Genomic DNA, 16944 nt, shown 5'->3' with positions numbered 1-16944 from the left:
CGGTGACGCCCTCGTCCCGCGCGGCGCCGTGAAAGCTACCCCACGCGATCGGGGGGCGGGAGGGGGTGGAGAGCTGAGCGAAGCTCTTGTTCCCGCTGGTCAGTGAAGGAAAAAGCCCCCACATGGGGAAGGGTCGGACACAAACCTGACGGTCGGGTAAGTATCGGTGCCGTAATCTCCACGGAATCTGTACGCCCGCATGACCGGCGTTTGGGGTCACGGGGAGTCACCCCCGGCCGCCCCGGTGCAGCCGGTCGCCGCCCGCGAGGATCGCCGCCGCCAGCGCGTCCGCCGCGCCCTGCGCGGAGGGGCGGCGCCGCCCGTGCACCACCACGAAGTCCACCTCGCCGGGCTCCGGCAGCCCCGCCCGCTCCGGCATCCGCACCAGCCCCGGCGGGATCAGCCCGCGCGAGTGCACCATCACGCCGAGCCCGGCGCGGGCCGCCGCGAGCAGCCCGTTGAGGCTGCCGCTGGTGCACACGATCCGCCACGGGCGTCCCTCCTCCTCCAGCGCCCGCAGGGCGAGGGCACGCGTGATGCCCGGCGGCGGATACACGATCAGCGGCACCGGGCGGTTCGGGTCCAGCCGCAGTCCCGGCGCGCCGATCCACACCAGCTCGTCGTGCCACACCAGCTCGCCCCGCGGGTCCTCCGGGCGCCGCTTCGCCAGCACCAGGTCCAGCCCGCCCGCCGCCAGCCGCTCGTGCAGGGTGCCCGACAGCTCGACCGTCAGCTCCAGATCGACCTCCGGGTGCTCGTGCCGGAACCGCTCCAGGATCTCCGGCAGCCGGGTCAGTACGAAGTCCTCCGAGGCGCCGAACCGCAGCCGCCCGCGCAGCCGGGTGCCGCCGAAGAACTGCGTCGCCTGCTCGTGCACGTCCAGGATCCGCCGGGCGAAGCCGAGCATCGCCTCGCCGTCCTCGGTCAGCTCCACCGAATGCGTGTCCCGCGTGAACAGCTGACGCCCGGTGGCCTCCTCCAGCCGCCGTACGTGCTGGCTCACCGTCGACTGGCGCAGGCCGAGGCGCCGCGCCGCCTGCGTGAAGCTCAGGGTCTGCGCGACCGACAGGAACGTGCGCAGATGCGTCGGGTCGTACATGCGGGTCAGCGTACGGGGTGGTCATCGCGGAACGTGATGACAGTGAGAGCGGTGTACGGGATTCCCGATCACGAAGCGGGGGAGCAGGATGGGGAGGGGACACCCGTGACCGTCCGAGCACCTGAGCAAGTGGAGCACCGTGAAACGCCTGCAGTGGCCGCGCTGGATGCCGGTCGACCCGTACATCCTGCTTCTGCTCGGGACCGTGGGGCTGGCCGCGCTGATTCCCGCGCGGGGTGCCGGCGCGGACATCGCCTCCGGGGCCTCCACGGGGGCGATCGCCTTCCTCTTCTTCCTGTACGGCGCCCGGCTCTCCACCCGGGAGGCGCTGGACGGGCTGAAGCACTGGCGGCTCCATGTGACCGTGCTGGCCTGCACGTTCGTCGTCTTTCCGCTGCTGGGGCTGGCCTTTCGCGGGCTCGTGCCGGTGCTGCTGACCGAACCGCTGTACCAGGGTCTCCTCTTCCTCACCCTGGTGCCGTCCACCATCCAGTCGTCGATCGCCTTCACCTCCATCGCCCGCGGCAATGTGCCGGCCGCCATCTGTGCCGGTTCCTTCTCCTCGCTGGCCGGCATCGTCCTCACCCCGCTGCTCGCGGCGGCGCTGCTCGGCGGCAGCGGGGGCGGGTTCTCCGGCGGGTCGGTGGGGAAGATCGTGGTTCAGCTGCTGGTGCCGTTCGTGGCGGGGCAGGTGGTGCGGAGGTGGATCGGGGGGTTCGTGGCCCGGCATCGGAAGGTGCTGGGGCTGGTGGACCGGGGGTCGATCCTGCTGGTCGTCTATACGGCGTTCAGCGAGGGGATGGTGCGGGGGATCTGGCATCAGGTGAGCGCCGCTCGGCTGGGGGGACTGCTGGTGGTGGAGGCGGTGCTGCTGGCTGTGATGCTGGGGCTGAGCTGGTACGGGGCGAAGGCGTTGGGGTTCGGGCGGGGGGACCGGATCGCGATCCAGTTCGCGGGGTCGAAGAAGTCGCTGGCGGCGGGGCTGCCCATGGCGAGTGTGCTGTTCGGGGCGCAGGCGTCGCTGGCCGTGTTGCCGTTGATGCTGTTCCATCAGATGCAGCTGATGGTGTGTGCGGTGATCGCGAAGCGGCGGTCGCGGGACGCCGTCGCGGCGGAGGAGGTCGCGGTCGTGGACCGGGGTGGGCGGTCGCGGGCGGGGGTGGGCTGAGGGCCCGGTGCGCGCCGGTGCGCGGTGCCGCTGCGCCCACCCGTGCCGCCCTGCGGCACGACTGCCCGCAGCTGCGTACGTTGAGCGGTGGGCCGGGGTTGTTGTGAGGCGGGGCCCCTCGGCGCAGGGGGCGCTCCCCGCCGGGTGGGGCCCCGCCGCCGTGTGGCGGGGGGATCGGTCAGCCCTGGGTGGCCGCGGCCCGCAGGGCTATGCGGTCCTCACCCGCGTACACGTTCATGGAACCGCCCCGCAGGAATCCCACCAGCGTCAGGCCCGTCTCCGCCGCCAGGTCCACGGCCAGGGAGGACGGCGCGGAGACCGCCGCCAGCATCGGGATGCCGGCCATGACCGCCTTCTGCGCCAGCTCGAACGAGGCCCTGCCGGAGACCAGCAGGATCGTCCGGGACAGTGGCAGGTCCCCGCTCTGCAGGGCACGGCCGACCAGTTTGTCGACCGCGTTGTGCCGGCCCACGTCCTCCCGTACGTCGAGCAGATCGCCCGCCTCGTCGAACAGGGCCGCCGCGTGCAGCCCGCCCGTGCGGTCGAAGACCCGCTGGGCCGCGCGCAGCCGGTCCGGCAGGCCCGCGAGGAGCTCCGGCTCCACGCGCAGCGGGGGAGTGTCCGCGATGGGATGGCGGGCCGTGGTGCGCACGGCGTCCAGGCTGGCCTTGCCGCACAGCCCGCAGGAGGACGTGGTGTAGACGTTGCGTTCCAGCGTGATGTCGGGGATCACCACACCGGAGGCGGTCCGCACATCGACGACGTTGTACGTGTTGGAACCATCGGCGGTCGCCCCGGCGCAGTACACGATGTTCTGCAAATCCGCCGCGTGCGCGAGCACCCCCTCGCTCACCAGGAAGCCCGCCGCCAGCGCGAAGTCGTCGCCCGGTGTGCGCATGGTGATCGCGAGCGGTTTGCCGTTCAGTCTGATCTCGAGTGGTTCCTCGGCGACGAGCGTGTCGGGGCGGCTGGAGACCACCCCGTCCCGGATGCGGAGCACCTTGCGTCGTTCCGTGACTCGTCCCATCGTCCCACCAGTTCCGCTCAGTCCCGGTTCTGTACGTGCTGATAGCCGAAGCGGCCCTTGATGCACAGGTTGCCGTGGGTCACCGGATTGTCGTGCGGCGAGGTGACCTTCACGATCTCATTGTCCTGCACATGGAGCGTGAGGTTGCAGCCCACCCCGCAGTACGCGCACACGGTCGTCGTCTCCGTCTGCCGTGCCTCGTCCCAGGTACCCGCCGCCCGCATGTCGAACTCCGACTTGAACGACAGGGCCCCGGTCGGGCACACCTCGATGCAGTTGCCGCAGTACACGCACGCCGAGTCGGTGAGCGGGCCGTCGTGCTCGACGGCGATCCGGGCGTCGAAACCACGGCCGGCCACCGAGATCGCGAAGCTGTTCTGCCATTGGTCGCCGCACGCGTCCACGCACTTGTAGCAGAGGATGCACTTGGCGTAGTCACGGACGTACAGGTCGTTGTCGACCCTCGGCTCCTCGTCGAGGCGGGCCGCGTCCGGGCCGAAGCGGTCCGGTTTCGCCTCGTACTCCTTGAGCCACTCGGCGACCCGGGGAGTGGTCGACAGGTCGACCGAGGACGCGAGGAGTTCCAGGACGACCTTGCGGCTGTGCCGGGCCCGCTCGGTGCCGGTGCGCACATCCATGCCCGGCTCGGCCCTGCGCGAGCACGCGGGGACCAGGGTGCGGGAGCCCTCCACCTCCACCACGCAGACCCGGCAGGCGTTCTTGGGGGTGAGGGTGTCGCCCTCGCAGAGCGTCGGGACGTCCTTCCCGGCGGCCCGGCAGGCGTCCAGGATCGTCGACCCCTCGGGCGCCCGGACCGGGTCTCCGTCGAGGGTGAACTCCAGCAGTCGGCGGGGGATTCCCAGCGGTGTCACGGTCATTCGTACGCCCCCAGACGGTCGATGGCGGATTCCACGGCGTTCCACGCGGTCTGCCCCAGACCGCAGATCGAGGCGTCCCGCATCGCCCGGCCGACCTCGCGCAGCAGGGTGATGTCGGCACGGGCGTCGGCGCCGGCCCGGTCGACGATCCGGTGCAGGGCCTCCTCCTGGCGGACGGTGCCGACCCGGCAGGGCACGCACTGGCCGCACGACTCGTCGCGGAAGAACTGGGCGATGCGCAGGAGGAGCCGGGGGAGCGGGACCGTGTCGTCGAAGGCCATCACGACACCGGAGCCGAGGGTCGTGCCCGCCTCGCGGGTGCCTTCGAAGGTGAGCGGGATGTCCAGTTCGTCGGGGCGTACGAAACCGCCGGCGGCCCCGCCGAGGAGGACCGCGCGGAGGTTGTCGCGGACGCCCGCGAGGCCGAGGAGTTCGCCGAGGGTGGCGCCGAAGGGGAGTTCGTAGATGCCGGGGCGGGCCACGCTGCCGGAGACGCAGAAGAGTTTCGGGCCGGTGGACTTCTCCGTGCCGATCGCGGCGTACGCCTGGGCGCCCATGGTGAGGATGGGCAGGACGTTGACCAGCGTCTCCACGTTGTTCTCGACCGTCGGCTTGCCGAACAGGCCCTTCTCCACGGGGAAGGGGGGCTTGGTGCGGGGCTCGCCCCGGTAACCCTCGATGCTGTTGAAGAGGGCGGTTTCCTCGCCGCAGATGTACGCGCCCGCGCCGCGCCTGATCTCGATGTCGAAGGCGTAGCCCTGGCCGAGGACGTCGTCGCCGAGGAGGCCGCGGGCGCGGGCCTGGGCGATGGCGTGTTCCATGCGGGCGGTGGCCCGTGGGTATTCGCCGCGGAGGTAGAGGTAGCCGTGGTGCGCGCCGGTGGCGTACGCGGCGATCGTCATGGCCTCGACGAGCGCGAACGGGTCGCCCTCCATGAGGACGCGGTCCTTGAACGTGCCCGGTTCGGATTCGTCCGCGTTGCAGACGAGGTAGTGGGGGTGGTCGGGCTGGGAGGCCGTGGCCTGCCATTTGCGGCCGGTGGGGAAGGCGGCGCCGCCCCGGCCCACGAGGCCGGCGTCGGTGACTTCGCGGATGACCGCGGCGGGGCCGATGGCGAAGGCCCGGCGGAGGGCGGTGTAGCCGCCGTTCGCGCGGTAGTCGTCGAGGTCGGTGGGGTCGGTTGTGCCCATGCGGTGGAGGAGGGTGAGGGTGGGGGTGCCGGCCTGGGGGACGGCGGTGGTGGGTGGGGGCTCGGGGGGTGCGGTTTCGGGGGCGGTGGCTGCTTGGATCGCCGTGTCGGGGGTGGCTGGGGCGCATACGGCTGTGGACCTTTGGGCTTTTCGCCCCCGCCGCCCCTTCCCTCCCCCACTCTCGGCTTCGCTCGAGCGGGAGGTACCCCCATCGTCCCCTGGGGGCTGCGCCCCCGGACCCCCCTTCGGCCCTGAACGGGCCTCGTCCTCAAACGCCGGACGGGCTGTTTCGCCGGCCCGGATCACCAGTGCGGCCGGTGCTCGTTCGCACAGGCCCAGGCAGGGGCTGCGTTCCACCTGTACTCCGGAACCCGGGCCCAGGCCGGATTCGACCTCCGTGCACAGCCTCGTCGCGCCCGCCGCCGTGCAGGCCAGGTCCGTGCAGATGTGCAGGACCGTGGACGGGCGGGGGCCAAGGGAGAACATCGCGTAGAAGGTGGCCACACCGTACGCCTCCGCCGGGGGGATCGTCAGACGGCGGCAGAGGTAGTCCAGGGCGCCCTCGCTGATCCAGCCGATCCGGTCGTTGACGGCGTGCAGTCCCGGTAGCAGCAGGTCGCGGCGGTCGCGGGCCTCGCGGCCGCCGCGGGCCCACCTGAGGTCCGCGTCGGAGCGGTCGGCGCCCTCCCAGGACGACTCGGGCGGGCCGAGCAGGGCGTCCACGGCCGCGCGCTCGTCGTCCGTCGGCTTGCTGTCACCGAAGTGCAGGTCCACTGGTGCTCACCTTCTCGATCCGGATCGCCGACGCCTTGAACTCCGCCGTCCCCGCGATCGGGCAGTTCGCCTCGATCGTCAGCTGGTTGGTGTCCACCTCGTCGGGAAAGTGGAACGTCATGAACGCGAGGCCCGGCCGCAGTCCCGTGTCCACCCACACCGGAGCCAGCACGGAACCCCGGCGTGAGGACACCCGTACCTGTTCGCCCACCACGACCCCGTACCGCTCGGCGTCCTCCGGGCACAGCTCGACGTACTCGCCGCGCCGCAGCGGGGAGGCGAAACCGCCGCTCTGCACACCGGTGTTGTAGGAGTCGAGACGCCGGCCCGTGGTCAGCCGGATCGGATAGTGCTCGTCGGTGAGGTCGACCGGCGGATCGTGCTGAACGATGCCGAATGGCGCCGCGCGGCCGCGCAGTTCCGGGTCCTTCTCCCACAACCTGGCGTGCAGGTAGGGGGGTTCGAGCCCGTCCGTGGTGGGGCACGGCCACTGGATGCCCTGGTGTTCGTCCAGGCGGTCGTACGTCATCCCGTAGTGGTCCGGGGAGACCGAGCGCAGCTCGTTCCACACCGCCTCGGCGTCCGCGTACTTCCAGTCGTGGCCGAGACGGCCGGCGAGGTCGCAGAGGATGTCGATGTCCTCGCGGGCCTCACCGGGAGGCAGCACCGCCCGGCGCACCCGCTGCACCCTGCGCTCGCTGTTGGTGGTGGTGCCCTCGGTCTCGGCCCAGCCGGCGGTCGCGGGGAGGACGACGTCGGCGAGTTCGGCGGTCTTCGTCAGGAAGATGTCCTGGACCACCAGGAAGTCCAGCGACCGCAGTCGGCGTACCGCCTGTTCGCTGTCCGCCTCCGACTGGGCCGGGTTCTCGCCGATGCAGTACACGGCCCGCAGGGAGCCGTCCTCCATCGCCTCGAACATCTCGGTGAGGGTCATGCCGTAGCGCGGCTGGATGGCGGAGTCCCAGGCGGACTCGAACTTCAGCCGGATGCCCGGGTCGAGGAGGTCCTGGAAGCCGGGCAGCCGGTTGGGGATCGCGCCCATGTCGCCGCCGCCCTGCACGTTGTTCTGGCCGCGCAGGGGCTGAAGTCCCGAGCCGTAGCGGCCCACATGGCCGGTGAGCAGGGAGAGGTTGATCAGCGCGCGGACGTTGTCCGTGCCGTTGTGGTGCTCGGTGATGCCAAGGGTCCAGCACAACTGGGCGCGCTCCGCTCGGGCGTAGGCGTGCGCCAGCTCCCGTATCGCCGCGGCCGGTACGCCCGTCACCTTCTCCGCGAGGGACAGGGTCCACGGTTCGACCAGCTCCCGGTACTCCTCGAAGCCGGTCGTGGCCCGCCGGACGAACGCCTCGTTGACCAGGCCCGCGTGGATGATCTCGCGGCCGATCGCGTGCGCCATCGCGATGTCCGTGCCGACGTTGAGCCCGAGCCAGCTCTCCGCCCACTCGGCGGTGGACGTGCGGCGCGGGTCCACCGCGTACATCCGGGCGCCGCCCCGGATCCCCTTCAGCACGTGCTGGAAGAAGATGGGGTGCGCGAAGCGGGCGTTGGAGCCCCACATCACGATGACGTCGGTGTGCTCGATCTCCTCGTAGGAGGAGGTGCCGCCGCCGGAGCCGAACGCCGCCGACAGACCGGCGACGGACGGGGCGTGGCAGGTACGGTTGCAGGAGTCGACGTTGTTGGTGCGCATCACCACGCGGGCGAACTTCTGCGCCACGTAGTTCATCTCGTTGGTCGCGCGGGAGCAGGAGAACATCCCGAAGGCGCCCTGTGCCGCCGCCAGGCCCCGCGCGGTACGGTCCAGGGCCTCGTCCCATGTCGCCCGGCGGAAGGGCTCGTCGCGGGAGTCCCGCACGAGCGGATGGGTGAGGCGGGTGTAGGTCTTCGGGTTCCGGTCGCGGCGCTTTCGGCCGCCTCGGTCTCGGTCGCGTTCGCTCATGCGGCGCTCCTCAGCGCGAGCAGGTCCGACAGGGCGTGCACCGTGCGCAGGGTGGGCACCGGCACACCGGTGATCTCCGCCAGTTCCACGACGGCCGCGAGCAGCACGTCGAGTTCCAGCGGCTTGCCGCGCTCCAGGTCCTGGAGCGTGGAGGTGCGGTGGTCGCCGACCTTCTCGGCGCCCGCGAGCCGGCGCTCGATGGAGACGCCGACCTCGCAGCCGAGGGCCCCGGCGACCGCCAGCGTCTCGGCCATCATCGTCTCGATCACCTGGCGGGTGCCGCCGTGCAGGCACATCTGCCGCATGGTGGCGCGCACCAGGGCGCTGATCGGGTTGAAGGAGATGTTGCCCAGCAGCTTCAGCCAGATGTCGTTGCGCAGATCCGGCTCGACCGGGCACTTCAGCCCACCCGCCCGCATCGCCTCGCTCAGCGCCAGACAGCGCGCCGAGACGGCACGGCCGGGCTCGCCGATCGAGAACCGGGTGCCTTCCACATGCCGTACGACACCGGGCTGTTCGAGCTCGGTGGCCGCGTAGACGACGCAGCCGACGGCCCGTTCGGGCGCGAGCACCGCACTGACCGCGCCGTCCGGGTCCACACTCTCCAGCCGGCGGCCGTCGTACGGTCCGCCGTGCCGGTGGAAGTACCACCAGGGGATGCCGTTCTGGGCGGCCACGACCGCCGTGGTGTCGTGCAGCAGCGGCTCGATCAGCGGCCCGCACGCCGCGTACGAGTTGGCCTTCAGACCCAGGAACACATAGTCGACCGGGCCGACTTCGGCCGGGTCGTCGGTGGCGCGGGCGTGCGCGGTGAAGTCGCCGCGCGGGCTGCGCACCCGTACTCCGTACTGCCTCATGGCCGCCAGATGCGGTCCACGGGCGATGAGATGCACGTCGGCGCCCGCACGGTGGAGCGCGGCACCGACGTAGGCGCCGATCGCCCCGGCGCCGAGGACTGCGACTTTCATGGCGAGAGGAGCTCCGTCCGGTCGAGGGATACCGAGGAACGACGGGAACTGCCGAATCTCTGTCGACGAAATATTGTCTACAGTATGGAGGAGGTGCCAGCAAGGCTTTCCGCAAGGGCTTTGTGCAGTCCCGGTGGTTGTCTGCTCAACTGTCTTCTCAAGGGCCCCCGACGTCCCTACGGTGGGGGACTCATGAGTCCCCCCGTCGCACCGCCGGGCTGGAGCCGCTGGCTCGTGCCGCCCGCCGCGCTCTCCGTCCATCTGTCCATCGGCCAGGCCTACGCGTGGAGCGTGTTCAAGCCGCCGCTGGAGTCCGCGCTCGATCTCAGCGGCACCCAGAGCGCACTGCCCTTCCAGCTCGGCATCGTCATGCTCGGCCTGTCCGCCGCCTTCGGCGGCACGCTCGTCGAACGCCGGGGCCCCCGCTGGGCGATGACCGTCGCCCTGATCTGCTTCTCCTCCGGCTTCCTGCTCTCCGCGCTGGGCGCGGCCACCGAGCAGTACTGGCTGATCGTGTTCGGCTACGGCTTCGTCGGCGGCATCGGACTCGGCATCGGCTACATCTCACCCGTCTCGACGCTCATCAAATGGTTCCCGGACCGGCCCGGCATGGCCACCGGCATCGCCATCATGGGCTTCGGCGGCGGCGCGCTGATCGCCTCGCCCTGGTCGGCGCAGATGCTCGAGTCCTTCGGTTCGGACAACGTTGGCATCGCCTACGCGTTCCTCGTGCACGGGCTGACGTACGCCGTGTTCATGCTGCTCGGCGTGCTGCTGGTCCGGGTGCCGCGCAGCGCGCGGCCGGTGGCGGGCGCGCCCGCCGCGCTCTCGGGGCCGCAGGTCTCGGCGCGTTCCGCCGTGCGCACCCCGCAGTTCTGGCTGCTGTGGATCGTGCTCACCATGAACGTGACCGCGGGTATCGGCATCCTGGAGAAGGCCGCGCCGATGATCACCGACTTCTTCGCGGACACCTCCGCGCCGGTGTCGGCGACCGCCGCCGCCGGGTTCGTCGCCCTGCTGTCGGCGGCCAACATGGCCGGCCGCATCGGCTGGTCGACCACCTCCGACCTGATCGGCCGGAAGAACATCTACCGCGTCTACCTCGGCGTCGGCGCGCTGATGTACGCGCTCATCGCCCTGCTCGGCGACTCCTCCAAGCCGCTGTTCGTGCTGTGCGCGCTGGTGATCCTCTCCTTCTACGGCGGCGGCTTCGCCACGGTCCCGGCGTATCTGAAGGACCTCTTCGGCACCTACGAGGTCGGCGCGATCCACGGCCGGCTGCTCACCGCCTGGTCCACCGCCGGTGTGCTCGGCCCGCTGATCGTCAACTGGGTCGCCGACCGGCAGGAGGAGGCGGGCCGGCACGGCGCCTCCCTGTACGGGGTGTCGCTGATCATCATGATCGGGCTGCTCGTCGTCGGCTTCGTCGCCAACGAACTGGTCCGGCCCGTCGACCCCCGCCACCACGTCCCCGGCACCGACACCCCGAAGGAGGCCGCCGATGACCGGCGAGAACAGCCCGAGTCCGCCTAGCCAGGACCGCCGCGCGCTGATCACCTTCGCCTGGCTGTGGGTGGGCCTGCCCCTCGCCTACGGCCTGTACGAACTCGTGCGGAAGGCGACGCAGCTCTTCACCGGGTGACCGGGGGTTCCCGGGCGGTCACGGGACCGCCCGGGGGCTGACGGAAGCCGACAAGGCTCACCCCCGTTTCCTGTCGCTTCACCTGTCCCCGTACCGGTGAGTCACTGATCAGACTGGTGCATCCCGCACCTGACCCACCGAGGGGGATCCACCCATGATCGGCTCGCGCATCGTCGCCGTCGGCCACTACCAGCCCGCACGGGTCCTCACCAACGAGGACCTGGCGGACATGGTGGACACCAGCGACGAGTGGATCACGAGCCGGGTGGGCATCCGCACCCGTCACATCGCGGGACCCGACGAGCCGGTCGACGAACTTGCCGCCCACGCCGCCGCCAAGGCCCTCGCGGCGGCCGGCCGGACCCCCGCCGAGATCGACCTGGTCCTGGTCGCCACGTCCACCGCGATCGACCGCTCGCCCAACATGGCCGCCCGCGTCGCGGCCCGCCTCGGCATGCCGGGCCCCGCCGTCATGGACATCAACGTGGTCTGTGCCGGGTTCACCCACGCCCTCGCCACCGCCGACCACGCCGTACGGGCCGGCGGCGCCGGCCGGGTCCTGGTGATCGGCGCCGACAAGATGTCCGACGTGACCGACTGGACCGACCGCACCACCTGCGTCCTCGTCGGCGACGGTGCGGGCGCGGCCGTCGTCGAGGCCTGCGCACCGGGCGCGGAGGCCGGGATCGGCCCGGTGCTGTGGGGCTCGGTGCCCGAGATGGGGCACGCGGTGCGGATCGAGGGCACACCGCCCCGGTTCGCCCAGGAGGGCCAGAGCGTCTACCGCTGGGCCGCCACCCAGCTGCCGGTCGTCGCCCGCCAGGCCTGCGAGAAGGCGGGACTGGCCCCCGAGGATCTCGCCGGTGTGGTGCTGCACCAGGCCAACCTGCGGATCATCGAACCCCTCGCGCGCCGGCTCGGCGCCGTCAACGCAGTCGTCGCCCGCGATGTCACCGATTCCGGCAACACCTCGGCCGCCAGCATCCCGCTCGCCCTCTCCAAGCTCGTCGAACAGGGCGCGGTCACGACCGGCGACCCGGTGCTGCTGTTCGGCTTCGGCGGGAACCTGTCGTACGCGGGGCAGGTCGTACGCTGCCCCTGAGCCGGAGTGCTGACCCTGAGCACTGACCCCGAGCCGGAGTCTGTTCGGCCCCGGACGGGTGTGACGTGGCCGACTCGTCCGCCCTCTGGCCCCCGACGCGCCGTAGACTGTAGACGAAAGACAATCACTACCGGCGTTGCGGTGCACCGGCGTTCGCGGCGGTGCGCGGCGGAGGAGGGGGACCGTGATGTTGTCCACCGGACTGCCCCAGGGGGCGGTGCCCCGGCTGGAGAGGCCGGGCCCGCTGCGCGACCGGGTCTACGAGGCGCTGCTCGAACTCATCACCACCCGCGCCCTCCAGCCCGGCCAGCATCTCGTCGAGAGCGAACTCGCCGGCCATCTCGGCGTCTCCCGCCAGCCGGTGCGGGAGGCGCTGCAGCGGCTCAACACCGAGGGCTGGGTCGATCTGCGGCCCGCCCAGGGCGCGTTCGTGCACGAGCCGACCGAGCAGGAGGCCGACCAGCTCCTCACGGTGCGCACGCTGCTGGAGGCCGAGGCGGCCCGGCTCGCCGCGGGCAACGCCGACGAGACGGGCGTCGCGGCCCTCGAGGAGATCCTCGCCGAAGGGCTGAAGGCCGTCGAAGCCGACGACGTGGACGCCGCCGTCGTCCTCAACGCACGGTTCCACGCCAAGATCATGGAGCTGGCCGGCAACGCCGTGCTCGCGGAGCTCGCCGCGCAGGTCGACCGGCGCGTGCGCTGGTACTACACACCCGTCGCCCGGCAGCGCGGCGGCCAGTCCTGGGTGGAGCACCGCGAGCTGATCGCGGCCGTCGCCGCGCACGACGAGCAGCTGGCCACCCGGCTGATGCGTGAACACACCGAACACACGCGGCGCTCGTACCACGCACGCGAGACGTCCTGAGTTCGCGGTCCGCACCTTTTCACCCGCCTTGTCGGCCGATGTCCGGCACCCCGTCCGCTCCTTTGTCCTGTGAGTGGAAAAAGTAGGGGTCAATTCCTGCGCGACTTCTTCCCACCTCCGGCAGGCGCTGCTACTTTCCCATCCGAAAGCACGCCACACACGTGGCCGGAATCCGGCGCGCACAAGCCGATCGAGGCGGGGAGGGGTTCGTGAGACGTATGACGGCTCGACCCGCCAACGCCCACCAGGCGCGACTGCTCAGGCTGCTGCGCGACGGTGGACCCAACTCCCGTGCCCAACTGGGCGACCAGGTCGACCTCTCCCGGTCGAAACTGGCCGTGGAGGTGGACCGGCTGCTGGAGACGGAACTCGTCGTGGCCGACGGACTCGCCGCCTCGCGCGGTGGCCGGCGCTCCCACAACATCCGCCTCAACCCGCACCTTCGGTTCCTCGGCGTGGACATCGGCGCGACCTCGGTCGACGTCGCCGTCACCAACGCCGAGCTGGAGATCCTCGGGCACATCAACCAGCCCATGGACGTACGCGAGGGACCCGTCGCGGTCTTCGAGCAAGTACTCGCCATGGCCGCGAAGTTGAGGGCTTCCGGGCTCGCGGAGGGGTTCGACGGCGCCGGTATCGGCGTCCCGGGCCCGGTCCGCTTCCCCGAGGGCATCCCGGTCGCGCCGCCGATCATGCCCGGCTGGGACGGCTTCCCCGTACGGGAGGCGCTCAGCCAGGACCTCGGCTGCCCGGTCATGGTCGACAACGACGTGAACCTGATGGCGATGGGGGAGCAGCACGCGGGCGTCGCCCGCACCGTGCACGACTTCCTCGTCGTCAAGATCGGTACCGGCATCGGCTGCGGCATCGTCGTCGGCGGTGAGGTCTACCGCGGTACGACGGGCAGCGCGGGCGACATCGGACACATCCAGGCCGTGCCCGACGGCCGTCCGTGCGCCTGCGGCAACCGGGGCTGCCTGGAGGCACACTTCTCCGGCGCGGCCCTCGCCCGGGACGCCATGGAGGCCGCCGAACAGCGGCTCTCCACCGAACTCGCCGGCCGGCTGGAGGCGAACGGCACGCTCAGCGCCGTCGACGTCGCCGCCGCGGCCGCGGCCGGTGACGCCACCGCCCTCGATCTCATCCGCGAGGGCGGCAACCGCACCGGCCAGGTCATCGCCGGCCTGGTCAGCTTCTTCAACCCCGGCCTGGTGGTGATCGGCGGCGGGGTGACCGGCCTCGGCCACACCCTGCTCGCCGCGATCCGCACCCAGGTCTACCGCGGCTCACTGCCCCTGGCGACGGGCAACCTGCCCATCGTCCTGGGGGAGTTGGGCCCCACCGCCGGAGTCATCGGCGCGGCCCGCCTCATCAGCGACCACCTGTTCTCACCCGCGTAGACCGGCAGCCCCACCGCACCCGCACCACGGCACTCGCTCCATCCGCGCACCCGGCACGTCCCGCACCCGCACCACCCGCGCGTCCCGCACCCGCACCACCGCACCTGCGAGACCCGCACCACCGCACCCGCACCACCCGCCTGTCCCGCACCCGCGCGTCCCGCACCCGCACCACCCCGCACGCCGTGCACACCGCACGCCGTGCACACCGCACCCGCCCCGTCACAGCAACCCACACCCACACCCAGGCACCGCCAACGCCCTGCTCCGCCCTGCCCGAAAACGCCTGCCCCGCAAGGGGATCGCCCTGACACCGGCCCGAACGCCCGCCGAGGGGAATCCGCATGGCACCACAACCACCGCTGCTCAGCATGTCCGGCATCACCAAGTCGTTCCCCGGAGTCCGGGCCCTGGACGGCGTCGACCTCGACGTCCAGGCCGGCGAGGTGCACTGCCTGCTCGGCCAGAACGGCGCCGGGAAGTCCACCCTGATCAAGGTGCTGGCCGGCGCCCACCAGCCCGACACCGGCACCATCCGCTGGCGCGGCGAGGACGTCACGCTGCGCTCGCCGATCGCCGCCATGCGCCTCGGTATCGCCACCATCTACCAGGAACTCGACCTGGTGGAACACCTGTCGGTCGCCGAGAACGTCCACCTCGGCCATGAACCGACCGCCGCCGGGTTCGTCGTACGCGCCAAAGCCGCCAAGTCGTCCACGGCCCAGCTGCTCAAGCGGCTCGGACACCCCGAGATCGACCCGGGCCGCCTGGTCGGCGAACTCTCCGCCGCTCAGCAGCAGATCGTGTCCATGGCGCGGGCGCTCTCCCACGACGTACGGCTCATCGTGATGGACGAGCCGTCCGCCGCACTCGACCCGGACGAGGTCGACAACCTCTTCCGCATCGTCGGCGACCTGACCGCCGACGGCGTGGCCGTCGTCTACATCTCGCACCGGCTCGAGGAGATCCGCCGCATCGGCGACCGGGTGACCGTACTGAAGGACGGCCGTGCCGTCGCCGGCGGGCTGCCCGCCGAGTCGACGCCGACCCGCGAGGTCGTCGCGCTGATGACCGGACGCAACGTCGAGTACGTCTTCCCCGAGCGGCCCGCCGCCGCGCCGGACGGCGAACCGGTGCTCACCGTCGAAGGACTCTCCCGCGCGGGCGAGTTCGCCCCGCTCGACCTTCAGGTGCGCCCCGGGGAGATCGTGGGGCTGGCGGGACTCGTCGGCTCCGGACGCTCCGAGGTCCTGGAGACCATCTACGGCGCCCGCAAACCGGACACGGGCCGGGTGACCGTCGACGGCCGCCCCCTGAAGCCGGGCAGCGTACGGGCCGCCGTGCGCGCCGGACTCGGGCTCGCCCCCGAGGAACGCAAGGCGCAGGCCCTGCTGATGCTGGAGTCCGTCACCCGCAACGTGTCGGTCTCCTCCATGTCCCGCTTCGCGAAGGCCGGCTGGATCGACCGCGGCGCCGAACTGGGGGCGGCGCGCACGGCGGTCCGCGAACTCTCGCTGCGGCCCGACAACCCGGACGTGCCCGTGCGCACCCTGTCCGGCGGCAACCAGCAGAAGGCCGTACTCGCCCGCTGGCTGCTGCGCGGCTGCCGGGTGCTGCTGCTCGACGAACCCACCCGGGGCGTCGACGTCGGCGCCCGGGCCGAGCTCTACGCGGTCGTCCGCCGGCTGGCGGACGAGGGCCTCGCCGTACTGCTGGTATCCAGCGAGGTGCCCGAGGTGCTCGGCCTCGCCGACCGCGTCCTGGTACTGCGTGAGGGCCGCGTCGTGCACGAGGCCCCCGCCCGCGACCTCGACGAACACCGCGTACTCGACCTCGTGATGGAAGGAAGCCCGGCGTCATGACGCAGCACGTGTCCCCGCCGCGGGACGGCACCGGCAAGGCGGCACCGCTGGAGGGACCGCCCGCCTGGCGGGTCCGGTTGGGCCGCGCCGACGTCCGCACCCTCACCCTGCTCGGCGTGCTCGCCGCACTCGTCCTCATCGGCGGCGTCACCCAGCCCGACGCGTTCCTCGACACCCGCAACCTCCAACTGGTGCTCACCCAGGCGTCCGTGATCGGCGTCGTCACCGTCGGCATGACCTTCGTCATCGTCTCCGGCGGCATCGACCTGTCCGTCGGCGCCATCGTCGCCCTCTCCTCGGTGTGGGCGACCACGGTCGCCACCCAGGAGTTCGGGTTCTTCGGCATCCTGTTCACGGCGATCGTGGTCGGAGTGGGCTGCGGACTGGTCAACGGGGTGCTCATCGCCTTCGGCCAGATGGTCCCGTTCATCGCCACCCTCGCCATGCTGGCCTCGGCGCGCGGCCTCGCGCTCCAGATCACGGACGGCCGCACCCAGGTCGTCACCGTCCCCGGCGTCCTCGACCTCGCCGAGCGAGACGCGTACGTGCTCGGCATACCGCCGCTGGTCATGGTCTTCGCGGCCGTCACCGTCATCGGCTGGCTGGTGCTCAACCGGACCACCTTCGGCCGCCGCACCGTCGCCGTCGGCGGCAACGCCGAGGCCGCCCGGCTGGCCGGCATCGACGTCCGCCGCCAGCGCCTCTACCTCTACCTGCTGTCCGGGCTGTGCTGCGGCATCGCGGCCTTCCTGCTGGTGGCCCTCGCCGGTTCCGGCCAGAACACCAACGGCAACCTCTACGAACTCGACGCCATCGCCGCCGCGATCATCGGCGGCACCCTGCTGACCGGCGGCCGGGGTCACATCCTCGGCTCCGTGCTCGGCGTCCTGATCTTCACCACCATCACCAACATCTTCGCCCTGAACAACCTCGAGACCGCCGTCCAGCAGATCGCCAAGGGCGCGATCATCGTCGCCGCCGTGCTGGTCCAGCGCCGTACCGCAAGCACGCACTGAGGAAAGGGTCCACC

At 71.5% G+C, this 16944-nt stretch carries 14 protein-coding genes; 8 read left to right on the top strand and 6 right to left on the bottom strand.

The features are described 5' to 3' along the window. Window positions 1-226 precede the first annotated feature (226 nt). Window positions 227-1099: a LysR family transcriptional regulator gene (locus IF28_RS0115505; RefSeq protein ID WP_030219663.1), complete on the bottom strand. Its 873-nt coding sequence runs from the start codon at window positions 1097-1099 to the stop codon at window positions 227-229. 166 nt (window positions 1100-1265) lie between these two features. Between IF28_RS0115505 and IF28_RS0115500 the strand changes: the two genes are divergently transcribed. Then, window positions 1266-2267, top strand: a complete 1002-nt coding sequence (locus tag IF28_RS0115500) for a bile acid:sodium symporter family protein (protein WP_078621192.1) — start codon at window positions 1266-1268, stop codon at window positions 2265-2267. Window positions 2268-2445: 178 nt separating this feature from the next. Here the strand turns inward: IF28_RS0115500 and fdhD are convergent, their stop codons facing one another. The 5 genes from fdhD to IF28_RS0115475 are packed head-to-tail and all read right to left on the bottom strand — an operon-like array spanning window position 2446 to window position 9043. Continuing rightward, complete coding sequence (gene fdhD, locus IF28_RS0115495) at window positions 2446-3294, bottom strand: formate dehydrogenase accessory sulfurtransferase FdhD (RefSeq protein ID WP_030219656.1); 849 nt, start codon at window positions 3292-3294, stop codon at window positions 2446-2448. A gap of 17 nt (window positions 3295-3311) precedes the next feature. Then, complete coding sequence (locus tag IF28_RS0115490; RefSeq protein ID WP_030219652.1) at window positions 3312-4172, bottom strand: 2Fe-2S iron-sulfur cluster-binding protein; 861 nt, start codon at window positions 4170-4172, stop codon at window positions 3312-3314. Continuing rightward, window positions 4169-6136, bottom strand: coding sequence for an NAD(P)H-dependent oxidoreductase subunit E (locus IF28_RS0115485; protein ID WP_030219649.1), 1968 nt, complete (start codon window positions 6134-6136; stop codon window positions 4169-4171). The genes IF28_RS0115490 and IF28_RS0115485 overlap by 4 nt, the downstream gene beginning before the upstream one ends. Then, window positions 6117-8075, bottom strand: coding sequence for a molybdopterin oxidoreductase family protein (locus tag IF28_RS0115480; protein ID WP_030219646.1), 1959 nt, complete (start codon window positions 8073-8075; stop codon window positions 6117-6119). The genes IF28_RS0115485 and IF28_RS0115480 overlap by 20 nt, the downstream gene beginning before the upstream one ends. Beyond that, on the bottom strand, window positions 8072-9043 hold the full coding sequence (locus IF28_RS0115475; RefSeq protein ID WP_030219643.1) for a 2-dehydropantoate 2-reductase: 972 nt from the start codon (window positions 9041-9043) through the stop codon (window positions 8072-8074). The genes IF28_RS0115480 and IF28_RS0115475 overlap by 4 nt, the downstream gene beginning before the upstream one ends. Before the next feature lie 192 nt (window positions 9044-9235). On the opposite strand from IF28_RS0115475, the gene IF28_RS0115470 reads away from it, so the two are divergent. The 7 genes from IF28_RS0115470 to IF28_RS0115440 all read left to right on the top strand — a co-directional run bounded on the left by IF28_RS0115470 (window position 9236) and on the right by IF28_RS0115440 (window position 16930). Then, window positions 9236-10576: an OFA family MFS transporter gene (locus IF28_RS0115470; protein WP_030219638.1), complete on the top strand. Its 1341-nt coding sequence runs from the start codon at window positions 9236-9238 to the stop codon at window positions 10574-10576. Further along, entirely contained in the window at window positions 10545-10685 is a 141-nt protein-coding gene (locus tag IF28_RS39440) for an MFS transporter small subunit (RefSeq protein ID WP_199808994.1), read from the top strand. Before IF28_RS0115470 ends, IF28_RS39440 begins: the two co-directional genes overlap by 32 nt. Window positions 10686-10839: 154 nt before the next feature. Continuing rightward, entirely contained in the window at window positions 10840-11787 is a 948-nt protein-coding gene (locus IF28_RS0115460) for a beta-ketoacyl-ACP synthase III (RefSeq protein WP_030219635.1), read from the top strand. Window positions 11788-11974: 187 nt separating this feature from the next. After that, window positions 11975-12652: a GntR family transcriptional regulator gene (locus tag IF28_RS0115455; protein ID WP_030219631.1), complete on the top strand. Its 678-nt coding sequence runs from the start codon at window positions 11975-11977 to the stop codon at window positions 12650-12652. Window positions 12653-12870: 218 nt separating this feature from the next. After that, a complete protein-coding gene (locus tag IF28_RS0115450; RefSeq protein WP_030219628.1) occupies window positions 12871-14052 on the top strand; it encodes an ROK family protein in 1182 nt (393 codons plus the stop codon). A gap of 344 nt (window positions 14053-14396) precedes the next feature. Then, window positions 14397-15914 carry a sugar ABC transporter ATP-binding protein gene (locus IF28_RS0115445; RefSeq protein ID WP_030219626.1) on the top strand — a complete coding sequence of 506 codons (1518 nt, stop codon included), beginning with the start codon at window positions 14397-14399 and terminating at the stop codon, window positions 15912-15914. Then, window positions 15911-16930: an ABC transporter permease gene (locus IF28_RS0115440; protein ID WP_030219623.1), complete on the top strand. Its 1020-nt coding sequence runs from the start codon at window positions 15911-15913 to the stop codon at window positions 16928-16930. Before IF28_RS0115445 ends, IF28_RS0115440 begins: the two co-directional genes overlap by 4 nt. Window positions 16931-16944 lie beyond the last annotated feature (14 nt).

This window comes from Streptomyces sp. NRRL WC-3626, assembly GCF_000718785.1.
Classification (GTDB): domain Bacteria; phylum Actinomycetota; class Actinomycetes; order Streptomycetales; family Streptomycetaceae; genus Streptomyces; species Streptomyces edwardsiae.
Note: the sequence above shows the minus strand (reverse complement) of the source record. Positions and strands in the feature narration are given on the sequence as shown.

Excerpts from the sequence above, each read along its gene's own strand:
- IF28_RS0115505 (WP_030219663.1), bottom strand. The coding sequence starts at position 1,099 with ATGTACGACCCGACGCATCTGCGCACGTTCCTGTCGGTCGCGCAGACC.
- IF28_RS0115500 (WP_078621192.1), top strand. The coding sequence starts at position 1,266 with ATGCCGGTCGACCCGTACATCCTGCTTCTGCTCGGGACCGTGGGGCTG.
- fdhD (WP_030219656.1), bottom strand. The coding sequence starts at position 3,294 with ATGGGACGAGTCACGGAACGACGCAAGGTGCTCCGCATCCGGGACGGG.
- IF28_RS0115490 (WP_030219652.1), bottom strand. The coding sequence starts at position 4,172 with ATGACCGTGACACCGCTGGGAATCCCCCGCCGACTGCTGGAGTTCACC.
- IF28_RS0115480 (WP_030219646.1), bottom strand. The coding sequence starts at position 8,075 with ATGAGCGAACGCGACCGAGACCGAGGCGGCCGAAAGCGCCGCGACCGG.
- IF28_RS0115475 (WP_030219643.1), bottom strand. The coding sequence starts at position 9,043 with ATGAAAGTCGCAGTCCTCGGCGCCGGGGCGATCGGCGCCTACGTCGGT.
- IF28_RS0115470 (WP_030219638.1), top strand. The coding sequence starts at position 9,236 with ATGAGTCCCCCCGTCGCACCGCCGGGCTGGAGCCGCTGGCTCGTGCCG.
- IF28_RS39440 (WP_199808994.1), top strand. The coding sequence starts at position 10,545 with ATGACCGGCGAGAACAGCCCGAGTCCGCCTAGCCAGGACCGCCGCGCG.
- IF28_RS0115460 (WP_030219635.1), top strand. The coding sequence starts at position 10,840 with ATGATCGGCTCGCGCATCGTCGCCGTCGGCCACTACCAGCCCGCACGG.
- IF28_RS0115455 (WP_030219631.1), top strand. The coding sequence starts at position 11,975 with ATGTTGTCCACCGGACTGCCCCAGGGGGCGGTGCCCCGGCTGGAGAGG.
- IF28_RS0115450 (WP_030219628.1), top strand. The coding sequence starts at position 12,871 with ATGACGGCTCGACCCGCCAACGCCCACCAGGCGCGACTGCTCAGGCTG.
- IF28_RS0115445 (WP_030219626.1), top strand. The coding sequence starts at position 14,397 with ATGGCACCACAACCACCGCTGCTCAGCATGTCCGGCATCACCAAGTCG.
- IF28_RS0115440 (WP_030219623.1), top strand. The coding sequence starts at position 15,911 with ATGACGCAGCACGTGTCCCCGCCGCGGGACGGCACCGGCAAGGCGGCA.